Consider the following 21,257-nt stretch of genomic DNA (forward strand, 5'->3'; position numbering starts at 1 on the left):
AGTCAGACCGGTTGAAGCTCCCCGATTTCGTTCTCACGATAACCGGTCGGACCGCCTAGAGCGGTCGGACCGGAGCAACGATACTTAGCGCCTATCCGAACAGGCGCTAAAAACCGCGTCGTGCGGCGCGTGACGCGCGACTATCTCGGAACAATTCTGACAAGTTGAATCCTAAGCTACCGACTTACCTTTGCCCGGACAGCTTCCCGCTTTATGCACCGCATTCCGGCTTTTTTCCTCGTCACGCTCGTGCTGCTCCAGACCTTGGGGCAAGAGGTGCTGGTCGTGGACTATCAGCTGAATAAGGCCCGCATCACGGAACTGTACTGCGTGAACAAGGCCAGGCCGCAGCTGCACTGCAACGGCAAGTGCCACCTGGCCCAGCAGCTGCGCAAAGCCGAGGGCGGCGACAAAAAAGCCCCCGAAATGCTGGCCAGGATGAAGTACGAAGTGCTGCCCATGGCCGCCCTGCTGCTACCCCGGCCCCGGCGCTGGCCGGTGGCCGCCCGGCCCTATGCCCGCCGACCTGTGCCGCACTGTGCGGCAGTGCCCAGCCGGGGCGTGTTTCGCCCGCCCCTGTTATCAGCCTGATTGTGGCTTTGGCTTTCTGCGCGGCAGAAGGCCGGCCAACTTGGTGACTCCGTCGGGTTTCCCGGCGGACCGGATGCGCGCATACGCGCTGCTTTTCAATCAGTTGTTGATTTCCCCCTCCCCCGCTTTTCCGATGAAACGCTTTTCTATTTCCACCCTTTTCTGTACGTTAACCCTTGCTACGCTCGCGCTTGCGGGCTGCAAGAAAGATGAAGTAGTGGCCGCTCCGCCCACGGTATCCCTCGAATTTGAGCAGACCGTGGGGGCCGACCTGCTGGTACTGGACACCAAAACCTATACTACGCTGGCCGGCGACCAGTTCAGAATCAGCATTTTCCGGCAGTACATCTCCAACATCGTCTTCACAAAAACCGACGGCTCGACGTATGCCGTGCCCGACAGCTACTACCTGCTGGACGCCGCCAAGCCCGACTCCCGCCACCTCACCCTCACCGGCGTGCCGGCCGGCGACTACAAGGGCATCACCTTCACCATTGGGGTCGATAGCGTGCACAATGTTTCGGGCGTGCAGAAAGGCGCGCTCGACCCCAACAACAACATGTTCTGGACCTGGAATTCGGGCTACATCTTCACCAAGCTCGAAGGGTACTCCGCACAGTCCACCACGTCGGCCCTCACGTTCCACATTGGGGGCTTTAAAGCGCCAAACAACACCATCCGGACCGTTTCGCCGGCTTTTCCCAGCGGAATGACCCTGCTGGTGCGCGCCGACCACAGCCCCGAAATCCACCTGAATGTGGACTTGCTCAAGCTCTTCAGTGGGCCGAGCACCATTCGATTTGCGACGCTGTCTGACGTGCAGTCGCCGGGGAGCAATGCGGTAAAAGTGGCCAATAACTACGCGGCCGGCATGTATTCGGTCGAGCACATCCACGCCAACTAGTCCGGCCATGCGCCGCACCTTGGTTGCCTCGCTGGCCTGTGGGCTAGCGGGGCTGCTCCTGGCGGGCTGCGGCCTCGGCGACGTGGTGGAGCCGGATGCCCCGGTACCCGGCACCACCCTCCCGGCCAACTTCCCCGCCCCCGTGTATGCCCCGGATGCCAACCCGCCCACGGCGGCGGCGTTTGGGCTAGGCCGCAGCTTATTTTATGATGTCCGGCTCTCGCGCGACGGGTCTGTGTCGTGCGGCAGCTGCCACCAGCAATTCGTGGCCTTCGCCAACGCCGACCACCGCCTGAGCCACGGCGTGGCCAACCGCCTGGGCACCCGCAACGCCCCGGCCCTGCAGAACCTGCGCTGGAAATCGGAATTTTTCTGGGACGGCGGACCCAAAAACCTCGAAACCCTGCCCCTGGCCCCGCTCACCAATCCGCTGGAAATGGACGAAACACTGCCCCGCGTCCTAGCCAGGCTCAATGCCGATGCCGATTACCCACGGCGCTTCGCGGCGGTGTACGGGGCGGGGCCCATCGATTCCTACCAGTTTCTGCGGGCGCTGGCGCAGTACACGGCCGCACTCACCTCGGCCAACTCGCGCTACGATAAAGTGGTGCGCGGCGAGGCCGGGGCCGTACTCACGGCCGGCGAAGGGCGCGGCCGGGTACTGGTGGCGCAAAAATGCGCCAGCTGCCATGCCACCGACTTATTCACCGACGAAACCTACCGCAACAACGGCCTCAGTGCCACCTTCGAAGCCGATTCGGGCCGCGCCCACATCACCCGGCGCACCACCGACGTGGGCCGCTTTAAAGTACCCAGCCTGCGCAATGTGGCCCTCACAGCCCCCTACATGCACGACGGCCGCTTTGCCACGCTGGCGCAGGTGCTGGCTCACTACGACCACGGCGTGGTGGCCTCCCCCACTCTCGACCCGGCCCTTCGCCCGGCGGGCATTCCCCTTACCGCAACAGAAGAAGCCGATATCATCGCCTTCCTGCACACGCTCACCGACGACTCGTTTATTCACGATGTGCGACTGGCGGCGCAGCCCTAGGCTTCAGCATTTACTTCGATGAACTCTCAGAAATCTATTCTCATAAGCCTGCTGCTGAGTGGGCTGGCGCTGCCCGGCCGGGCCTGCGACATCTGCGGCTGCTTCATGGGCATCACGCCCTACGACAACCAGAGCGGTTTCAGCCTGATGCACCGCTACCGCATCTTCAACGGCTACCAGGCGCTGGGGCAGTCGCCGCAGTTTTTCCCGGCCGGGGCGCGGCCGTTTTTCCCCTCGCCCCTCAACGGCGACAACGGCTACGCCCACAGCCACCACGGCGAACCGACCGATTTCGAAGCTTTCCGCGTCATCGAATTGCGCGGAAAATACTTCCTCTCGCAACGCGTGGAGCTGAACGCCTTCGTGCCCTACATGATGAATACCTCGCAGATAAACGGCCGGCAGCTGAACTCGGCCGGTGTGGGCGACGTGACAGTTTTTACCGGCTACCACCTCATCCGGGCCATCGAAACGGCCGGGGTGCAGAGCCGGCTCATTGTGGGCGGCGGCCTGAAGCTGCCCACCGGCGAGTACACCCGCCAGAATGCCCAGGGCCAGCGCTACCCGCTGCTAAACCAGGTGGGCACCGGCACCACCGACGGCTTCGTGTACGCCAACTACATCGGCAGCTTCCATAGCTTCGGGCTGAGCGTGAACAGCAGCTACCGCCGCTCCACGGAAAACACATTCCGCAACAGCCTGGCCCCGAGCACGGCCACCTACGCCAGCCTGTTCTACCGCGTGCCGCTGGGCGAAAACTGGCAGGTGTACCCCTCAGCGCAGTTTTTCTACGAGAAAACCAAGGGCGAGATGCTGGACGGCCAGCTCACCGGCGAGCACGCCATGAACAACGCCCTGCTGGGCCCCGGGCTAGATGTGTACTACAAAAACTTCTCGCTCAACACCAGCTTCCAGCTGCCCATCTACACCGCCACTACGGACCACCCGGCCAGCGCCGGCCGAATGGTGGTATCCGTCGGCTACAGCTTCAAGCAGACCAAATACCTGCTGCACGGCAAAAGCTGACGATTACACAACGCAAAAAGGAGCCCCCGTTGCTTGCGCGACCGGGGCTCCTTTTTGCGTTATTATACTGGTTCTTCGCTACATCCTAACCCAGCGCCGTTACGCCGGGCAGCGCCTTGCCTTCCATGTACTCCAGCAGCGCGCCGCCGCCGGTGCTGATGTAGCTCACCTGGTCGCCAAAACCAAGCTGCTGCACGGCCGCCGCCGAGTCGCCGCCGCCGATGAGCGAGTAGGCGCCGGCCGCCGTGGCCTCGGCAATGGCCTGGGCCACGTACTCGGTGCCGAGCGAGAAGTTGCTCATTTCGAACACACCCATCGGGCCGTTCCAGAGGATAGTTTTGCTGTTGCGAATAACTGCGGCGAAGGCTTCGCGGCTTTCGGGACCGAGGTCGAGGCCCATCCAGCCGTCGGGGATGCTGAGGTTGCTGGCCACGTCCACGTTGGCATCGTTGGCGAATTTATCGGCGATGAGCGAGTCGGCGGGCAGCATCAGGTTCACGCCCTTGTCTTTGGCCTTCTGGATGAGCTGGCGGGCCAGGTCCACTTTGTCGGCTTCCAGCAGCGAGCTGCCGACGTGGCCATTCTCGGCCACGGCAAACGTGTAGGCCATACCGCCGCCGATGAGCAGGTTGTCAACCTTATCGAGCAGCTTTTCGATGATGAGAATCTTGTCTGAAATCTTGGCCCCGCCCATGATGGCGGTGAAGGGCCGCTCGGCATTTTCGAGCACCTTCTGGGCGTTGTCGATTTCGGATTGCAGCAGGTAGCCGCCCACACGGTCCTGCGCAGCAAAGGAATTGGCCATCACGGCCGTGGAGGCGTGGGCGCGGTGCGCGGTGCCAAAGGCATCGTTCACGTACACATTGCCCAGGGTGGCCAGCTTGGCGGCGAAGACCGGGTCGCCGGCTTCCTCCTCCTTATAGAAGCGCACGTTGTCCATGAGCAGCACTTCGCCGGGCTGCAGAGCGGCCGCTTTCTGGGCGCCTTCGGCCCCAAGCACGTCGCCACCAAACTGCACTTCGCGGCCGTATTCCTGCGAGAGACGCGCCATGAGGGCTTCGAGCGAAAACTTCTGCTCGTAACCGCCCTTGGGCCGGCCCAGGTGTGAAAGCAGCACCACGGAGCCGCCATCGTTCAGGATTTTCATCACCGAGCGGGTGGCCATGCGGATGCGCGTGTCATCGGTGATGCGCAGGTCCTTATCAAGGGGCACGTTGAAATCGACGCGCATCACGGCGCGCTTGCCGGCGAAGTTGTAGGTATCGAGGGTGTTCATGGGAATGAAGGAATGTGAGGTAAGCTTTAGCTTGCCGTGGAGAAAACGTAATCAGACCACAAAGTAAACCCGGCGGGTACACTCCGAACCGTGAGGCCACAGTGGCGTTGCCTTGTACGATAACGGCAAGCTAAAGCTTACCGCACTCCCTTACCTTTGCTGCACTTATGAAAATCGGTATTTTTTTCGGAGGCACTTCGCGCGAGCGGGAAATTTCCTTCGCCGGCGGCCGCACCGTGTTTGATAACCTGGACAAGGCCCTGTTTCAGCCCGTGCCCATCTTCGTCGATAGCCTGGGGCAGTTCATTCTGCTCGACTGGCAATTTATCTATAAAGGTACCATCCGCGACTTCTACCCGCCGGTGAGCTCGCAGCCGCCGTCGCTGCACCATTTGCAGGTGTATATCGAAAGCCTGGGCGAGCTCAGCCACGATGAGAAGTTTGAGGCCATTGCCAAAGTGGGGCGGCAGGTGCAGCCCGAACAGCTGCCGCTGCTCATGGATTTCGCCTTTCTGGCCCTGCACGGGCCGGGTGGTGAGGACGGGGCCATTCAGGGCATGCTGGAGTGGCTGGGGATTCCATATTCGGGCTCCGGTATTCTGCCCTCGGCATTTGGCATTGATAAAATCGCGCAGAAGAAGCTGCTGAAAGCGCTGGGCCAGCCCACGCCCGACTTCCGCGTCATCACGGCCGAGGAGTGGGACCGCGCCGACCACGCCGCCACCCTCGCCTACCTGGTGCGCGAGCTGGGCTTGCCGCTGGTGCTGAAAGCGCCGCGCCAGGGCTCCAGCATCGGCGTGAGCATTCTAAAAACCGACGACCTCGCCAAATTCGAGGCCGCCATCGAAAAAAGCCTGTTCCGCAAAACCCTGACCCGCACCGACTGGCAGCGCCTGGGCGAGCAGGACAAAGTGGCCTGGGTGCAGCAGCTCACCGATATCCGTGACGGCATCGGCCTGCCGGTGACGCTGGCGCTTAATGAAGAATTGGAAGGCGATAATTCTTCATTAAGCGAAGCGACCATTTACCACCCCGAAACCCTGCTCTTCACCCTCGACCAGACTTTTGAAACGGCCGATACCATCCGCCTGACCAACGTGGACGGCGAAACGCAGGTGCTCGTGGAAAGCTTCGTGGCCGGCCGCGAGTTCAGCTGCATTGTGGTGGAAGACCCCAACGGCCTGCCGCTGGCCCTGCCGCCCACCGAGATTGTGAAGGGCGAGGAGATGTTTGACTACCGCTCGAAATACCTGCCCGGCCTGGCCCGCAAAATCACCCCGATTGACTTACCGGAGGATAAAATTCAGGAAATCCGCGAGGCCTGCGAGGAGATGTTCCGCACGTTCGGCTTCCAGGTGTATGCCCGCTTGGATGGGTTTGTGGTTGAGGAGAATAAGGTAGAAGGGATAGGGAATACGGAAAATGGTGGTGCCCAATCCCTATCCCCTATACCCTCCTCCCCTTCTACCCTGTTTCTCAACGACCCGAACACGACTTCGGGCATGCTGCCGGCTTCGTTCTTCTTCCACCAGGCGGCCGAAATAGGGCTCAACCCGAGCCAGTTTCTGACCTACCTCATCCGCACGTCGCTGGCGGCCCGCCGCCGCGCCGGCCTGCGCCCCGTGAAGCTGGGGGCGCTGCTGGCCAAGCTCGATGCGGCCGTAGCCGGCCGCCAGCACGAGGCCACCGAGCGCATTCGGGTGGCCGTGATAATGGGCGGCTACTCCTCGGAGCGTCATATTTCGGTGGAGAGCGGGCGCAATATTTTCGAGAAGCTCAGCTCGTCGGCCAAGTACGCGCCGGTGCCGGTGTTCCTCACCGGCTCGGCCCAAGAGCACCAGCTCTACGTGCTGCCCGTGAACGTGATGCTGAAGGACAACGCCGACGACATCCGCGAGAAAATTGAGCACGCCGAGGCCGGCGAGGCCCCGCATCCCATTCTGGCCCGCATCCGACAGGAAGCCAGCCAGATTACCAGCACCTACGCCGGACAGGCGCTGGCCCTGCCGCGCCGCATCTCGTTCGGGGAGCTGGCCGGCATGGTCGATGAAGTATTCATAGCCCTGCACGGCCGCCCTGGCGAGGACGGCGCGCTACAGCAGGAGCTCGAGAAATTCGGCCTGCCCTACAACGGCTCGGGCGTGGCCAGCAGCAGCGTCACCATCAACAAGTTTGAAACCAACAAGCGCCTGCGTGCCGCCGGCCTGCTGGTGGCCGAGCACCGCATGGCCACCAAGCTGGAGTGGCAGGCCGATGCCGAAAGCTTCTACCGCAGCCTCGAAACGCAGTTTCCTTACCCATTCATCGCCAAGCCTGCCGACGATGGCTGCTCCTCGGCGGTGAAGAAAATCAAGAACCGCGCGGAGCTGGAAGCCTTCAGTCAGCTCATCTTCCGCACCGGGGAAGACCTCATGCCCGCCCCGGCCGGCGTGTTGAATCTGGGTTTTAAGGAGGAATTTCCGCGCAAGGAGGCCTTCCTGGTCGAAACGCTCATCAGCCGCGACGGGGCCGCGCACTTCCTCGAAGTCACGGGCGGCCTGCTCACTTCTTACGACGAAGACGGCCTGCTCGACATCGAAGTATTCGAGGCCAGCGAGGCCCTGGCCAACGGCGAGGTGCTGAGCCTGGAGGAGAAATTCCTGGCCGGCGAAGGCCAGAACATCACCCCCGCCCGCTACGATGCAGACCCCGCCGAGCGCCAGCGCATCTCGAACGAGGTGAAGGCCGTGCTGCACCGCGTGGCCGAAGTGCTCGATATTCAGGGCTACGCCCGGATTGACGCCTTCGTGCGCGTGCGCCAGGAGGGCGAGGTGGAGGTGCTCATCATCGAGGTAAATTCACTGCCCGGCATGACGCCCGCCACCTGCATCTTCCACCAGACGGCCCTGGCCGGCTACACGCCTTATCAGTTCATCGACCGGATTCTGGAGTTCGGCAAGGCGCGGGCGGCCCGGGTTAGCTGAACATCGGACTCCCCTCCTTACCAAGGAGGGGATGTTTGCGCGAAGCGCAAACGGGGGTGGTTGTGGCATTGCACAACACATGATGACACTATTCTAACGTTGCTCAACGCCACAACCACCCCAATTTTGCCTGCGGCAAAATATCCCCTCCTTGGTAAGGAGGGGAGTTTTCCGTTCTTTGCCCCATATAACGTCTTCTTTGCTAAATGGCTTTCCTCACCTCCAATACCCCGCTCGACGTAGTGAAGCACCTCGTGCTCATCGCCGGGGCGGGCCTGCTGCTCGTGCTGGGCTTTTTCTACGTGTATTTACCCATGAGCACGCACCACGGCGAAACCATCACAGTGCCCAAGGTGACGGGCATGAATGTGGCCGACCTCGAAGCCTACCTCGATGAGCGCAACCTGAACTACTTCGTGGACGACTCCAGCTACAGTCCCAACATCCGCCCCTTCACCGTGCTGGTGCAGGACCCCGCCCCCGGCGAAAAGGTGAAGGAAGGCCGCAAAATCTACCTGCAGGTGAGCATGAAAAACCCGCCGGTGATTAAGATGCCCAAGCTTACCGATGGCTCCTCGAAAAATGCCATGCTCATTCTCAAAAGCTACGACCTCGTGGTGGGCCAGATTCAGCTGGTGCCCGACCTGGCCTCCGGCGCGGTGCTGAAGCAGCTGGTGAACGGCAAGGAGATAGCGGCCGGCGCGCCCATCGCCAAGGGTACCAAAGTGGACCTCGTGGTGGGCGACGGCCAGGGCAACCAGACCTTCGCCGTGCCCAACCTCATCGACATGCCCGAGGATGAGGCCATTACGCTCCTCGTGGGCCAGGGCCTGCAAAAGGGCGAGGTGTTCGAGCAGCCCGCTGAGGCAGGGCAGACTCCCGGCACGGTGGTACGCCAGCGCCCCACCTATGGCCCCGATGCCACCATCCGCATGGGCCAGCTGGTGGATATCTGGGTAGCGAAATAAATAGTTGACTTTCAACGCAAAGCGGTGCTTTGCGTCGCCGCGCCGGAAAACCTTTTTCACTGGCGTAGCGGCGTGGGGCACCGCTTCGTCGTAATGCACTTTTCCGGGCGCTTTGGTCGTTAGGCCCTCAACCTCCTGCTAACTTATGATGACACGATTCCTCCCATGGTCGCGCTTGCTGCTGCCGGCGCTGCTGTTGAGCGCCGGCGCGGCCTCGGCCCAGCTCTCGCCTTCCGAGCCCCTGTCGGCCGACCCGAGCCGGGCAGCTTACGCGCCCAGCGCCGCCATCCGCACCCAGCTGCGTGGCACCACGGCCCTGGCACTGCCCTTTTTCGATGACTTCACCACGCCGCTGAACGGTGCGCCCAACCCGCAGAGGTGGATGCCCATCGGCGGCGCTTTCGTGAGCAACCGCCTGGCCATTCAGCCCCTCACCCGGGGGGCCGCCACCCTCGACGGCCTGCGTGCCAACGGCCAGAACTACAGCGGCCAGGTAAACATTGTGTACGGCCCCATCGACTCGCTGGTATCACAGCCCATCAACCTGGGTGGCCTCACGGCCAACGACAAGGTGGCGCTCAGCTTTGCCTGGCAGGCCGGCAGCATCGTGAGCATCCCGGGGGCCAACGGCAGCACCACCCCCGTGCGCCTGGAGCTGTTTGTGAAAACCGATGCCAATGCCTGGGAGCAGGTGTGGGCCTACAACGGCCAGCGTGTGCGCACCGGCTTTCGGCAGCAGGTAGTACTGCTGGAGCAAGCCAAGTACCTGCACGGCAATTTCCAGTTTATGTTCATTGCCACCGGCAACAGCTCCGAAAACCGCGACAACTGGAGCGTGGACTACATTCTGCTGAACCGGGGCCGCACCGCCGGCCTGGCCGATACCACGTTTCTGGATTCGGGGGCCGGCGGCGGGCTCACCGGCGGCAATCCCTCGGGCGGCATGCGCAGCCCCCTGCGCCGGTTCACCTCCATGCCGGTCTGGCAGTTCAACACGGCCTCGCCGACCGGCAGCGAGCTGGCCGCCAACCTGGGCGTGAACTACAGCAACCTGCGCAGCGGCCTGCTCCCACTGAACGTGAACGTGCTGGGCACCGTGCAGCAGCTGCCCGCCGGTCCGGTGCTGGGTACCTGGCTGCAGCGCAGCCTGCCGCTGGGCACGCAGCCCCGCCTTACGCCCGTGACCGGCGCGGCCAGCGCCGTGGCCCTGCCCGCCACCCCCGATGCTAAGCGCCTGCGCTACACCATGGCGCTGAACTCGCAGGAGCAAAACCCGCTTACGCTGCCCAACGACACCATTTTCCGGGACGTAGAGCTGGCCAATTACTACGCCTACGACGATGGTACGGCCGAAGGATTTACCAACCTCGACCCCTTCACAAGCGGCCAGCAGCTCGCCTTTGCCTACCGCTTCGATTTGAACCAGGCCGACTACGTGCGCGGCCTGCGCCTATACCCGGTATATCCCGGCTCCAGCGTGGCCGGCGGCAACCGGACGCTGGATTTCGATGCCCGCCCCGTCACCATCAGCGTGTGGGACAATGCGAACGGCCGACCCGCTACCACCGCCCGGGTTTCCAAAACGGCCACCATCCCGGCCGCCGCCAATATTCCGGCCGGCTGGCAGTATTATCAGATTGATTTTGACCAGCCCGTGCCAGTATCGGGCATTTTTTACGTGGGCTTTTCGCAGCCTTCTACCTCCGCCGGCCGCTTCCTGCCCTACGGCCTCGACTACAACAGCAGCTTCCCGGCCCAACACCTGTTGCGCCGCGACAACACCGGCGTGTGGGACACCACCAACTTCGCATCCGGCCGGGGCGCGCTCATGATGCGCCCCGTGATGACCAATAACGTGGCCACCGCCACTGCCGCCAGCCGCGCCGCCGCCGCCTACAGCATCTACCCCAACCCTGCCCCTGCCGGGCACGGCCACGGCACCGTGAGCATTGCCGGGCCGGGTTTTGTGCGAGCGGTATTGGTCGATGCTCTGGGCCGCGTGGTGTGGGAGCAGCCCACTGCCCAGGCCGGCAACCCCACTCTGGCCCTGCCCACGCTGCCCGCCGGCCTCTACACCGTGCGCCTGACCCTGGCCGACGGCCGCACCATCGGGCAAAAGCTGATGTTGGAATAGCGTTTGCCCTCTGTAGCAATCGAAGCTACTTAGAAAGTAGTATCGTTCCGGTCAGACTGCCCTAGGCGGTCTGACCGGTTGAAGTACCCCCGATTTCGTCCGCACGACAACCGGTCGGACCGCCTAGGGCGGTCAGACCGGCGCAACGACTTCCTAAACAGCCTCATTAGCAAAAAAGCCGTCCGGATAACTCCGGACGGCTTTTTTATTGGGGCACGAAGCCTGAATTTGCTGATTACTTAGCTGGCATCAACACGGTATCGATTACGTGCGTTACGCCGTTGCTCGACATCACGTTCGGGATGGTGACCGTGGCCATGCCGCCTTTGGCGTCTTTCAGCATCACGCTGCTGCCGGATATCATCACCGTCAGCTGCTCGCCTTCCACGGTGGTCAGCACCTGACCATTCTTGAGGTCGGCGGCCGTGAGGCGGCCGGGTACTACGTGGTAGGTGAGAATTTTGGTGAGGGTGGGCTTCATTTCGGGCGTCAACAGCGAGTTTACGGTGCCAGCGGGAAGCTTATCAAAAGCCGCGTTGGTGGGGGCAAATACGGTGAAGGGACCAGCGCTTTTCAGCGTTTCAACCAGGCCGGCGGCTTTCACGGCGGCTACCAGCGTGGTGTGGTCGGCGCTGCCGGCGGCATTGTCCACGATATCCTTATCGGGGGTCATCATGGCACCGCCCACCATCACACCGTTGCTCATTGAGTTGTCTGCCATGCCCATCTTTTTGCGGTCGGCAGCGGAGCGGGGCTTGGTTTTGGCTTTCATTTTGTCGCCGGCAGCCGATTTGCCTTTGACTTTCATTTTGCCATCGTCGGCCATTTTGGTCTTGGTCATCATGCCGTCGACGGTGGTTTTTGTTTTCTCGTCGTCGCTCTTGGTCTTCATATCCTGCGCGAAGGAGGTGGCCGAGCAGGCTACGGTGAGGGCGAGGGCGGTGAAGATGTTTTTCGTGTTCATGGTATTGGGAGTTGGAGTGAGAGTCACTGATAATGTTCAGCCTATACGGCGGCACGGTAGTATTAGGTTTAGCGCATGTGCCCACAGCGGTGTTAAATCTTGTTTATAACATAAAATATTCATATATTTTTTATTTATTCATGCAACAGTTATTACATCGGTAGTTCAAATATGTCAAGCTGCTGCATATCGATGCAGCAGGGCACGAAGCAGGAAAGCTCCTTTGCAGCCTGCAAAGGAGCTTTCCTGTGGCCACAGCAGAAACAAGCAGCGCCCACGCAACCATTTCGAATAAATACCTAGCGCGGGGTGATGCGACGACCGAAATCGTCGTCGCACCACCCCGCGCTACATCCTTGCTTCATATCAAACAAGCAGACCTCCACCCCAACAGCTGGCCCTTAAAACTCCACGATGAACCCAATTGTGGGCACTACCAGCGCGTCACTTGCCGGCAATAAAACCGGTACGGCGTTGCCGCCATCCTGGCGCAGGGGCTGGCCGTCGGTGGTGGTGTAGCCGGAGTTGTCGGGCTGGCGCTCGAAGGTGTAGGTGGGCACCGATACGGGCTTGGTCAGCAGCGCATTCTGCACATCGATGTAAAAATCGAAGCTCAGGCGGCGCAGGCTCACCTTTTTATCGAGGCGCAGGTCGAGCTGCTGGAAGCCCCCGAGCCGGCGGGTATTAAGCTGGCTATAGTCCAGAATGCCCTGGCCCACGGCCTGGTAGCTGGCACGGCTGGCGGCTTCGTCGTAGGGCGTGTAGGGCGCGCCGCCGCCCACGCGGTACTTGGCCCCTATTTCCCAGCCCCGGCCCAGCTTGTAGCCCAGCAGCGCCGAGCCCAGAAAGCGCGTATCCCAGGCCGTGGGCCGGTACACCCCATCGCGCCCCGAAAACTCGGAGCGGAAGGCCGTGAGCGACACAATGGCGAAGAGCTTGCCGCTGAGTTTCTGCTGGAAAAAGGCCTCGGCCCCGTATGCGCGCCCGTCGCCGGTGCTGGTGATGGCCTCGTTGCCAATGGCGTTAAAATCGCCGCCCAGGTTGGCCAGGCTGATGCCGTCGCGCGCGCTCACCGGGTAGTAGGCGTACTTTTTATAGAAGCCTTCCAGCGTGACGCGGGTGCCCTGGGTGGGCAGCCACTCCAGCCCCGCCACGGCGTGGTCGGACCGGATGTAGCGGCTGCCCTCGTTCACGAGCCGGCCCGCCGGGTCGCGGTAGCCCAGAATGGTGCTAGGCGGAATCTTGTAGTAGCGGCCCAGGCTGGCGTTCAGGTTCAGGGTGGGCAGCAGGGCGTAGCTCAGCGACACGCGGGGCGAGAGCGTCCGGTCGAGCCGGTAGCCTTGCAGCAGGGCATTGGTACCATCGGCCCGCACACCGGCCGATACCGTGAGGCGGCCTTCAGGCCCGTAGGTGCGGGTGGCCTGGGCAAACAGGCCGTAGCGCACAAAATCGAGGCTGGTGGTGAAGTTCACCGTCACGGCCGGGCTCACGAGCGCGCCGCTGGCATCGCGCACTTCGGCTCGGATGCGGTTGCGCAGGTTATTATCATAATGCACCAGCTGGCCCACCACGCCGTAGCTGTACTGCCAGCGGCCCACGCGCTTGTTCACGTCGGCGCGCAGCTTGTTTTCAGTTTCGCCGCTGCGGGCAAATAGCTTACGGTAGGCTTCCTGACCGATGTAGCCGTACTGAAACTGGTCGGCGGCGCTGTGCTGCTGGGTGCGGCTCAGGGCCAGGTTCAGGTAGCCGTTGTCCACCAAGTGGCGCAGGTTCAGGCCCACGGTGTAGTTCCACTGGTCGATGGTGGGGTTGTTGCGCAGGATGAACTCCTTGCTGGGCGAGCTCTTTTTGGGCGGCACAATTTCGAAGTGGTCGATGGCCCCCAACCCCAGCGTGGTGAGCGTGGTTTTGGGCGAAATCTTCGTCGTGGTCTTGAACTGAAAATCGTAGAAATCGGGCCGGATGGGCAAGTCAATCAGCTTAAACAGCACCTGCAAATAGCTGCGCCGGGCCGACGCCAGAAAGGTCGTGTTCTTGGTGAGTGGCCCTTCGAGCGTAGCCGCCACCTCGGTGCCCGAGGTACGCAGGTTGCCCTGCAGCCGTTCGGAGTTGCCGTCGCGCTGCCGGAACTGCAGCACCGAGCTCAGCGCATTGTCATACCGCGCCTGAAAGGCCGAGGAGCTCAGCGTCACGTCCTCAATAAAGCTGACGTTGAGGATGCCGGCCGGCCCGCCCGCGCTGCCCTGCGTGGGGAAGTGGTTGATAATGGGCACCTCAATGCCGTCGAGGTAGTACACGTTTTCGTTGGGCGCGCCGCCCCGGATGATGATGTCGTTGCGGAAGCCCGCCGTGCCGCCCGTGCCGCCGCCGCCCACGCCGGGCAGGCTCTGTATCACCCGTGAAATATCGAAGTTGCCGCCCGGGTTGCTCTTGATTTCCTCGGTAGTGAGGCGCTGTACGCTCAGCGGCGTTTCGGCTGTGGCCACCCGAATGGCGCGGTTGGCCGTCACGGTTACCTCGCCCAGCGCCTGCGGGCCTTTGTTGATTTCCAGGTTGAGGGTGTTCACATTGCCGCTGCTCACGGCCACGTCGGCGCGCAGCAGGGCATCGTAGCCCACGAAGCTGGCGCGCAGGTTGTAGGCGCCCGCCGGCACGCCCGTGAGGCGGTAGCGGCCTTCCGCATCGGTCGCGGTGCCGAAGGTGGTGCCTTCCAGCGTTACGCTCACGCCAGGCAGGGCTTCCTGGGTGGCCCGGTCGCGCACGGTGCCGGCCACGGTGCCCGGATTCTGGGCGCGGCCAGCGAAGGAAAGCAGCAGAAAAAGCAGTAGGGTAATTGTTCTCATGCTGAACCAAGAGTCGGGAAAGGAAAATGTTTGCCGATTGCCACGCAAAGTATACGAAGAGCCGTCAGCCCGCGCAACTACCTGCCCGCATAGCTTCTTAGGGAACATTTCGAGTTAATGCGCGAAATACAACGTCGCGAATTGTCACGTCGTTACACCCTGTACATGAACTTGAATTCAGGCCAACCATATCATAGAACAGTAACTCTGGGCCTATGCTGAACAGCGCTTCGACAAGCCATTTCAGTGGGCAAAACTCCTACCCGGGTCCTGTACCGTACCCCGGAAAATAAAAAACCCCGTTTCCAGCTTGGAAACGGGGTTTAAAGTGGCCGCGTTAGGAATCGAACCTAAATCAAGAGCTTCGGAAACTCTCATACTATCCGTTGTACGACGCGGCCGGATTAGGCTGCAAAAGTAGCCATAAAAGCGAGGGCGACCAAATTTCAACGCCAAATTCCTTGGCAATTCTACTCGAATGCCATAACCCAGGCGGGCCAAAACCAGTTAAGCCAACAACCCTTATCGCATCAGAAATTTCCACTTTCACGCTTCATTCATGAAAAAGAACCTGTATACGGCCGATGCTTCGGCCGTTGGTGGCCGCAGCGGCCACGTCCGTTCCTCCACCGGCATCATCGACCTCGACATGTCGGTCCCCGAGGGCCTGGGCGGCAAAAGAAACGCCACCAACCCCGAAGAGCTGTTTGCCGCCGGCTACGCCTCGTGCTTCCAGCAGGCCCTGCTCGTCATCGCCCAAAAGGCCGGTGACCGGCTCGACCCCGAAACCACCGTGCAGTGCTCGGTTACCCTGTTTCAGGAGGGCGAAGGCTACGGCCTGAGCGCCGTGCTCGACGTTGACCTCAAATCCTTCGACCAGGAAAAAACGCTGGACATGGTGCGCCATGCCCACCAGATTTGCCCATACTCGGTGGGCACCCGTGGCAACATGGAAGTGGAGCTACGCGTGAAAGGCGAGGCCGTGCCTGCCCTCACCGAAAAGAAATAGCCCGTGCGCTCCGGTGCCACGAAAAGAACAAAGAAAAGGCCCGCCTGATGATTCAGGCGGGCCTTTTCGGCAATTAATGGTCGGTTACCCTTAGGCGTTGGCCAGCACTTCTTTCACGCGGGCGGCAGCATCCTTCAGCAACACGGCCGAGGCTACTTTCAGGCCGCTCTCGTCGATGATGCGGGCGCCTTCCTCGGCGTTGGTGCCTTGCAGGCGCACGATGATGGGCACGCGGATGTCGCCGATGGCTTTGTAGGCCTCAACTACCCCATTAGCCACCCGGTCGCAACGTACGATGCCGCCGAAGATGTTAATCAGGATGGCCTTCACGTTCGGGTCCTTCAGGATGATGCGGAAACCCGCCTCCACCGTCTGGGCGTTGGCTCCACCCCCTACGTCGAGGAAGTTGGCGGGCTCGCCACCCGAAAGCTTGATGATGTCCATGGTGGCCATGGCCAGGCCGGCGCCGTTCACCATGCAGCCCACGTTGCCGTCGAGCTTCACGTAGTTCAGGTTGTTCTGGCTGGCTTCCACTTCCAGGGGGTCTTCCTCGTTGAAGTCGCGCAGGGCCACGAAATCCTTGTGGCGGTACAGGGCGTTTTCGTCCAGCGTCACCTTGGCGTCAACGGCCAGGATTTTGTTGTCCGACGTTTTCAGCACCGGGTTGATTTCGAACATGCTGGAATCGGTTTCGTCGTAGGCCTTGTACAAAGCGGTTACGAACTTCACCATTTCCTTTTGGGCCTCACCTTCCAAACCGAGGTTAAAGGCTATTTTGCGGGCCTGGAAGCCTTGCAGGCCTACCGAAGGGTCCACGTGCTCGCGGTGGATTTTCTCGGGGTGCGACTCAGCTACCTCCTCGATGTCCATGCCACCCTCGGTGGTGTAGATGATGACATTTTTGCCCAGCTCACGGTCCAGCAGCACGCTCATATAGTATTCCTTGGGCTCCGAAGCGCCGGGGTAATACACGTCCTGAGCAACCAGGATTTTATGCACCTTGCGGCCCTCGGGACCGGTTTGCTTGGTGATGAGCTGCATGCCGAGAATGTTGCCGGCAATCTCTTTCACCTGCTCCAGGTTTTTAGCGAGTTTCACTCCGCCCCCTTTACCCCGGCCACCGGCGTGGATTTGCGCCTTCAGCACGTACCAGCTGGTGCCGGTGTCGGCGGTCAGCTTCTCGGCGGCGGCTACGGCCTCCTCGGGGGTATCGGCGGTGATGCCTTCCTGCACGCGGACGCCGTATTTTTTCAGGATTTCTTTGCCCTGATATTCGTGAATGTTCATAAAAACGGGTAAGGGGTGGTTTTAGCTACGCTACCTCGCGGTTGTTGGGGCGAAAGTACGAAGCAGGTAGGCAGTAGCCCAAGCTTTAGCTTGTGACAAGCGGTTTGTACCATAAGCTTTAGTTTGTGACGAACGCAGCGAGTGTACCCGTTGAACGGTGCGGATTCCGGAACTCGCGGCGCTTGTCACAAGCTAAAGCTTATGGTACAAGCTTGGGTGCTACTGACCATACCAGCGAGCCAGCACAGCTTCGGCGGGCTTGTGCTGGGGCGTAAAGTCGGCGTGGCGGCGGGCCGGGCCATCGGCCTCCAGCCCGGGGTACCACTTCCAGATAAACATGCCCTTGAGCCACGGCAGGCCCCAGCAGGCCCGGAACAGCGACTCGTAGCAACGGGCCTGGGTGGCCTCGTCGGGCGTTTGCAGGGCGGCCGTGCGCTCGGGCCACTCCCAAGGGCGGGCGGCGGCATCGGGCGTGGTTTTATAGCCCACTTCGGTAAATACCACGGTTTTTTTGATTTTTTTCTGCCACCGGACCAGCTTTTGCAGGTGGGGCTGCCAGCCGCGCAGCAGCGTATCGAGTGATGGGCTGGCAGACGAGCACAGGGGGAAATAGGCCTGAATGCCCACGTAGTCGAGCGCGTCCCAGAACCGGATTTGCTCGTACTCGCCGCTCCAGTTGGCGGCGTAGGTAAGCGGGCCGTGGTACACCTGCCGAATCTGCCTGATGAGACTGCGCCAGGCTTTTTCGTGGGCCGGCTCGGTGGCGTGCTGCAATTCGGTACCAATGCACAGGCCGTCGAGGTGCGCGGCCTCGGCCAGCGCGGCGTAGTGCAGAATAAAGGTGGTGTAGCTGGCAAACCACGCATCCCAGGCCGCCGGGCTGGTCATGTTAATATCGCCGGGCCAGGCGCTGCGGCCCCGCACCCACAAGTGCGGCTTCAGCAGCGTGCGGATACCGCGCGGCCGGGCCAGCCGGGCCGTGTATTCGATGCCGGCGTCGCTTTCGCCCCACAGGCCGAAGCGGCCGCCGGGCCGGGCGGTGTGCAGCTGCACGGCGGGCTCGGCGGCCCCGGCCTGCCAGCCGAAGGGCGTTTGGGCAATCCAGCTGATGTGGTCGCGCCGCAGCGGGGCCAACTCGGCAATGGTTACGGAGTCGCCGCCCACCCAGCTCACGCCGCGCAGCCGCAGGCTGTCCGACACCACCGCGCCCCGGCCGCGCGGCGCAAACGCCGCCCCGAAAGCCGATGGGGCCGTGGCCAGCGTCTGGGCCTGCCGGGCGGTTTCGGCGGGGAGGGCGGCGCGGCGCGGCCAGCGCCACAGGGCCAGCAGCGGCACCAAGGCCAGCAAAGCCAACGGCCACCAGCGGCGTATCGAAAAAAAAGAGCGCGGCATGAAAAGAAAGTGGGGCAATGCGAAGAATCGGTTTGTGCTTAATCGGCGGGCTGCGTGTTAAGGCGCGGCAGGGCACCGCCCGGATTGTGCGTAGCTTTGCCACTACCGCTTCATTCACGTCTATCGCTGCCCGCCGTTGCTGCAAGCTATCAACATTCACAAGAGCTACAATTCCCTGAACGTACTCAAGGGCATTGATTTAACGATTGAAAAGTCGGAAATCGTGAGCATTGTTGGTTCCTCCGGGGCCGGCAAGAGCACGCTGCTCCACATTCTGGGCACGCTGGACACGCCGGACTCGGGCGATATCCTGTTCGATGGCGAATCGGTAAGCTCGCTGGGGCGCAACGATTTGGCCCGGTTCCGCAACCGGCACATCGGCTTCATCTTCCAGTTTCACAACCTGCTGCCCGAGTTCACGGCCCTCGAAAACGTGTGCCTGCCCGCCTACCTGGCTGGCCGCTCCGAAAAAGAAGTGCGCGTACGGGCCCGCGAATTGCTCGGCATGCTGAACATGGAATTTCGGGCCAACCACAAGCCCAGCGAGATGAGCGGCGGCGAGCAGCAGCGCGTGTCGGTGGCCCGCGCCCTCATCAACTCGCCCGAAATCATCTTCGCCGACGAGCCCAGCGGCAACCTCGATACCAAAAATGCCCAGGAGCTGCACCAGATTTTCTTTCTGCTCCGCAAAGAGCTGGGCCAGACCTTCGTCATCGTGACGCACAACGAGCAGCTGGCCGACATGGCCGACCGTAAGATTGTGATGCGCGACGGCCATATTCTGGAAGGCGGATAGGTTCATTTCTCGTCCTGTACATCGGTTCCCGCAGAGGTCCGCAGAAGTGTTTCGGCACGGCTCTGCGGACCTCTGCCTTTTTACACGGCACCCGCTGCAGGAACCGCTGCCTGGCGCCGCCGAAACGATGCCCGCCGGGCTATGCTTACTAAACGGAGGAGCTTAGTAAAAGCCGCCACCGACCATTCCCAATCTGCTTAGTTCTTAATAATTTTCTTATTGCTGATAAATTACTGAACAACAGCAATAAAATTTACCAATATTTTTGGCAATTCTGGCACATTTGTTTCTAATTCTGGGTTATTAACCCGAACATCAGTTGGACACATTACTAAAGAACAAAGCTATGAACGAGGCCCCGAAAACCACCAAGGAAGTTACCAAAAACGTTAAAGTCGAGAGCTACGACATTGCCCGCTCCGACGAAACGCTGGATTTGGCGAAGGACCTCGCTAAGTTCATTAAGGATAACAAGCTCACGACCAACGTGCAAGGCAAGGAGTTTGTGAACGTGGAGGGCTGGCAGTACGCCGGTTCGCGCCTGGGCATCGTGCCCATCGTGGAGCACGTCATCAACGTGAGCAGCCCCGAGGAAATGAAGTACCAAGCCAAGGTGACGCTGTTTGACCTGCGCCACGGCACCACGGTGGGCGCCGGCTTCGCGGTGTGCTCGAACAAGGAGAGCGGCAAGAAATTCTACCAGGAATTCGCCATTATGAGCATGGCCCAGACCCGTGCCATCGGCAAGGCTTACCGCAACTGCCTGGCCTGGATTATCCGCGCCGCCGGCTACGAGCCCACGCCCGCCGAGGAAATGGACTACAACACCAACACGGTGGCCGTAGCGGCTCCCGCGCCGGTAGCAGCCCAGCCCGTGCCCGCCATGCAGGTGCTGCCCGCCGAGGTACCGGCCATTGCCGCCGAACAGCCCGCCGCGCCAGTACACTACGCCACGGCTTCGCAGAAGGAAGAAATTATCCGCCTGCTGAACCATCCGGTGATTACCCGCCCCGAGAAGACCAAGATGCTGCTCAACATCAACCGCCTCGATGAGGAGCGCGCCGTGCAGGCAATTGCCAAGCTGCGCAAGGCCATTGATGACCGTGAGAACGGGGAGAAAGTGGCGGCTTAGTCCTACTTCTCCTGCTTCTACTAGCCCGGTGCCGTGAGGTGCCGGGCTTTTTTGTGAGCATATTTTAAGGGGCAGTGAGGCAGGATTGTTTTAATCACCGTTTTCGCAAAATTGCCGCACGGTGCTTTTTTGCCAATAAACAAGGGGGTGCTGGCGTAATTTCGGCGCATGACGAATGCCTACTTTTTTATGGTTTACCGCCTGCCACGCGCCCTTCATGGGAACTGGCGCTGGCCGGTTTACGCGTTACTAGCCGGCTTCGGTGGGGCGTGTCACCCCCAGGCGGACGGCGCAGTTAAACGAATCGCGCGGTTCCCCACGGGCGCTGTCCGCGAAATTTTTTGGGTGGAAGGAGGCCAACGCCATGGGGTGGACTCGATGTTTTACGAGGCCGGCGGCCTGCACTCCGTCGAACAGTACCGCCATGGGTTGTTGGAAGGCCTGCAACGGGTTTACTACGCCAACGGCCACCTGAAAAACAAGTTCTGTTACGTCCACGGCCGGCTCAACGGCCCGTTCCAAGGGTTTTACCCCACTGGCACGTTGGAAACCGAAGGGACGATGCTCGCCGGGCAGCAAACCGGGACCCGCCGCCAGTACTACCCCACCGGGCAGTTGCAGAGCCGTTCGGTGTACCAACACAATCACGCCAACGGGCCGCGCGTCGACTACTACCCTAACGGAAAAAGGATGTTGGCCGGCACGTGCCGCGACGGCCAACTCGAAGGCGTCGTGGTGATTCACGAATCCGTCCACGGGGATTCGATGGGGGTACGTTATGTGTATGGACAACCCGTTGGCAAAGCAGAATAAGCCCTTATCGGGCCGATTCGTCACCGCAAACGTCTGCTTTTCGGGGGGGGCATACTGCGACTGCGGCAGGCAGCCAAAGCGCTCAAAATCCTTGCGCACCTCTTCAGA

16 protein-coding genes and 1 tRNA gene are annotated in these 21,257 nt (G+C 61.4%); 11 read left to right on the top strand and 6 right to left on the bottom strand.

Translation table 11 applies throughout. The annotated features are described in order from the left end of the window. Nucleotides 1-213 precede the first annotated feature (213 nt). The 4 genes from KQ661_RS16770 to KQ661_RS16785 all read left to right on the top strand — a co-directional run bounded on the left by KQ661_RS16770 (nucleotide 214) and on the right by KQ661_RS16785 (nucleotide 3,572). The gene (locus tag KQ661_RS16770; protein ID WP_216727549.1) at nucleotides 214-591 is read left to right on the top strand and encodes a hypothetical protein; all 378 of its coding nucleotides are present in this window, start codon (nucleotides 214-216) and stop codon (nucleotides 589-591) included. A 133-nt stretch (nucleotides 592-724) separates the two neighbouring features. Continuing rightward, nucleotides 725-1,495 (top strand): MbnP family protein, encoded by a 771-nt coding sequence (locus tag KQ661_RS16775; protein ID WP_216727550.1) that lies wholly within the window; start codon nucleotides 725-727, stop codon nucleotides 1,493-1,495. A 7-nt stretch (nucleotides 1,496-1,502) separates the two neighbouring features. After that, entirely contained in the window at nucleotides 1,503-2,546 is a 1,044-nt protein-coding gene (locus KQ661_RS16780) for a cytochrome-c peroxidase (RefSeq protein WP_226915618.1), read from the top strand. A gap of 18 nt (nucleotides 2,547-2,564) precedes the next feature. Then, nucleotides 2,565-3,572: a hypothetical protein gene (locus KQ661_RS16785; RefSeq protein ID WP_216727551.1), complete on the top strand. Its 1,008-nt coding sequence runs from the start codon at nucleotides 2,565-2,567 to the stop codon at nucleotides 3,570-3,572. A gap of 85 nt (nucleotides 3,573-3,657) precedes the next feature. Here KQ661_RS16785 and KQ661_RS16790 read toward each other — a convergent pair whose 3' ends face one another. Continuing rightward, entirely contained in the window at nucleotides 3,658-4,848 is a 1,191-nt protein-coding gene (locus KQ661_RS16790; RefSeq protein ID WP_216726533.1) for a phosphoglycerate kinase, read from the bottom strand. A gap of 167 nt (nucleotides 4,849-5,015) precedes the next feature. Here KQ661_RS16790 and KQ661_RS16795 point away from each other — a divergent pair, with 167 nt between their 5' ends. The 3 genes from KQ661_RS16795 (at nucleotide 5,016) to KQ661_RS16805 (ending at nucleotide 10,913) form a co-directional block, all read left to right on the top strand. Further along, nucleotides 5,016-7,811 (top strand): D-alanine--D-alanine ligase family protein, encoded by a 2,796-nt coding sequence (locus KQ661_RS16795; protein WP_216727552.1) that lies wholly within the window; start codon nucleotides 5,016-5,018, stop codon nucleotides 7,809-7,811. 206 nt (nucleotides 7,812-8,017) lie between these two features. Next, nucleotides 8,018-8,779, top strand: a complete 762-nt coding sequence (locus KQ661_RS16800) for a PASTA domain-containing protein (protein ID WP_216727553.1) — start codon at nucleotides 8,018-8,020, stop codon at nucleotides 8,777-8,779. A gap of 145 nt (nucleotides 8,780-8,924) precedes the next feature. Further along, nucleotides 8,925-10,913 carry a T9SS type A sorting domain-containing protein gene (locus KQ661_RS16805; RefSeq protein WP_216727554.1) on the top strand — a complete coding sequence of 663 codons (1,989 nt, stop codon included), beginning with the start codon at nucleotides 8,925-8,927 and terminating at the stop codon, nucleotides 10,911-10,913. Nucleotides 10,914-11,148: 235 nt separating this feature from the next. Here KQ661_RS16805 and KQ661_RS16810 read toward each other — a convergent pair whose 3' ends face one another. The 3 genes from KQ661_RS16810 to KQ661_RS16820 all read right to left on the bottom strand — a co-directional run bounded on the left by KQ661_RS16810 (nucleotide 11,149) and on the right by KQ661_RS16820 (nucleotide 15,121). After that, nucleotides 11,149-11,640 (bottom strand): fasciclin domain-containing protein, encoded by a 492-nt coding sequence (locus KQ661_RS16810; protein ID WP_226915824.1) that lies wholly within the window; start codon nucleotides 11,638-11,640, stop codon nucleotides 11,149-11,151. A gap of 638 nt (nucleotides 11,641-12,278) precedes the next feature. Then, complete coding sequence (locus KQ661_RS16815; protein ID WP_216726536.1) at nucleotides 12,279-14,720, bottom strand: TonB-dependent receptor; 2,442 nt, start codon at nucleotides 14,718-14,720, stop codon at nucleotides 12,279-12,281. A gap of 329 nt (nucleotides 14,721-15,049) precedes the next feature. Continuing rightward, nucleotides 15,050-15,121: transfer RNA gene (locus KQ661_RS16820), tRNA-Arg, on the bottom strand. Between the two features lie 158 nt (nucleotides 15,122-15,279). On the opposite strand from KQ661_RS16820, the gene KQ661_RS16825 reads away from it, so the two are divergent. After that, the gene (locus KQ661_RS16825; RefSeq protein ID WP_216689385.1) at nucleotides 15,280-15,729 is read left to right on the top strand and encodes an organic hydroperoxide resistance protein; all 450 of its coding nucleotides are present in this window, start codon (nucleotides 15,280-15,282) and stop codon (nucleotides 15,727-15,729) included. 90 nt (nucleotides 15,730-15,819) lie between these two features. Here KQ661_RS16825 and sucC read toward each other — a convergent pair whose 3' ends face one another. Continuing rightward, a complete protein-coding gene (sucC, locus tag KQ661_RS16830) occupies nucleotides 15,820-17,016 on the bottom strand; it encodes an ADP-forming succinate--CoA ligase subunit beta (RefSeq protein ID WP_216689386.1) in 1,197 nt (398 codons plus the stop codon). Nucleotides 17,017-17,235: 219 nt separating this feature from the next. After that, on the bottom strand, nucleotides 17,236-18,408 hold the full coding sequence (locus KQ661_RS16835) for a glycoside hydrolase family 113 (RefSeq protein WP_216727555.1): 1,173 nt from the start codon (nucleotides 18,406-18,408) through the stop codon (nucleotides 17,236-17,238). A 136-nt stretch (nucleotides 18,409-18,544) separates the two neighbouring features. Between KQ661_RS16835 and KQ661_RS16840 the strand changes: the two genes are divergently transcribed. The 3 genes from KQ661_RS16840 to KQ661_RS16850 all read left to right on the top strand — a co-directional run bounded on the left by KQ661_RS16840 (nucleotide 18,545) and on the right by KQ661_RS16850 (nucleotide 21,149). Further along, nucleotides 18,545-19,204 carry an ABC transporter ATP-binding protein gene (locus tag KQ661_RS16840; protein WP_216689388.1) on the top strand — a complete coding sequence of 220 codons (660 nt, stop codon included), beginning with the start codon at nucleotides 18,545-18,547 and terminating at the stop codon, nucleotides 19,202-19,204. A 346-nt stretch (nucleotides 19,205-19,550) separates the two neighbouring features. After that, the gene (locus KQ661_RS16845; protein WP_216727556.1) at nucleotides 19,551-20,336 is read left to right on the top strand and encodes a hypothetical protein; all 786 of its coding nucleotides are present in this window, start codon (nucleotides 19,551-19,553) and stop codon (nucleotides 20,334-20,336) included. A 168-nt stretch (nucleotides 20,337-20,504) separates the two neighbouring features. Continuing rightward, nucleotides 20,505-21,149: a toxin-antitoxin system YwqK family antitoxin gene (locus tag KQ661_RS16850; RefSeq protein ID WP_216727557.1), complete on the top strand. Its 645-nt coding sequence runs from the start codon at nucleotides 20,505-20,507 to the stop codon at nucleotides 21,147-21,149. Nucleotides 21,150-21,257 lie beyond the last annotated feature (108 nt).

The organism is Hymenobacter siberiensis (genome assembly GCF_018967845.1).
Lineage (GTDB): Bacteria > Bacteroidota > Bacteroidia > Cytophagales > Hymenobacteraceae > Hymenobacter > Hymenobacter siberiensis.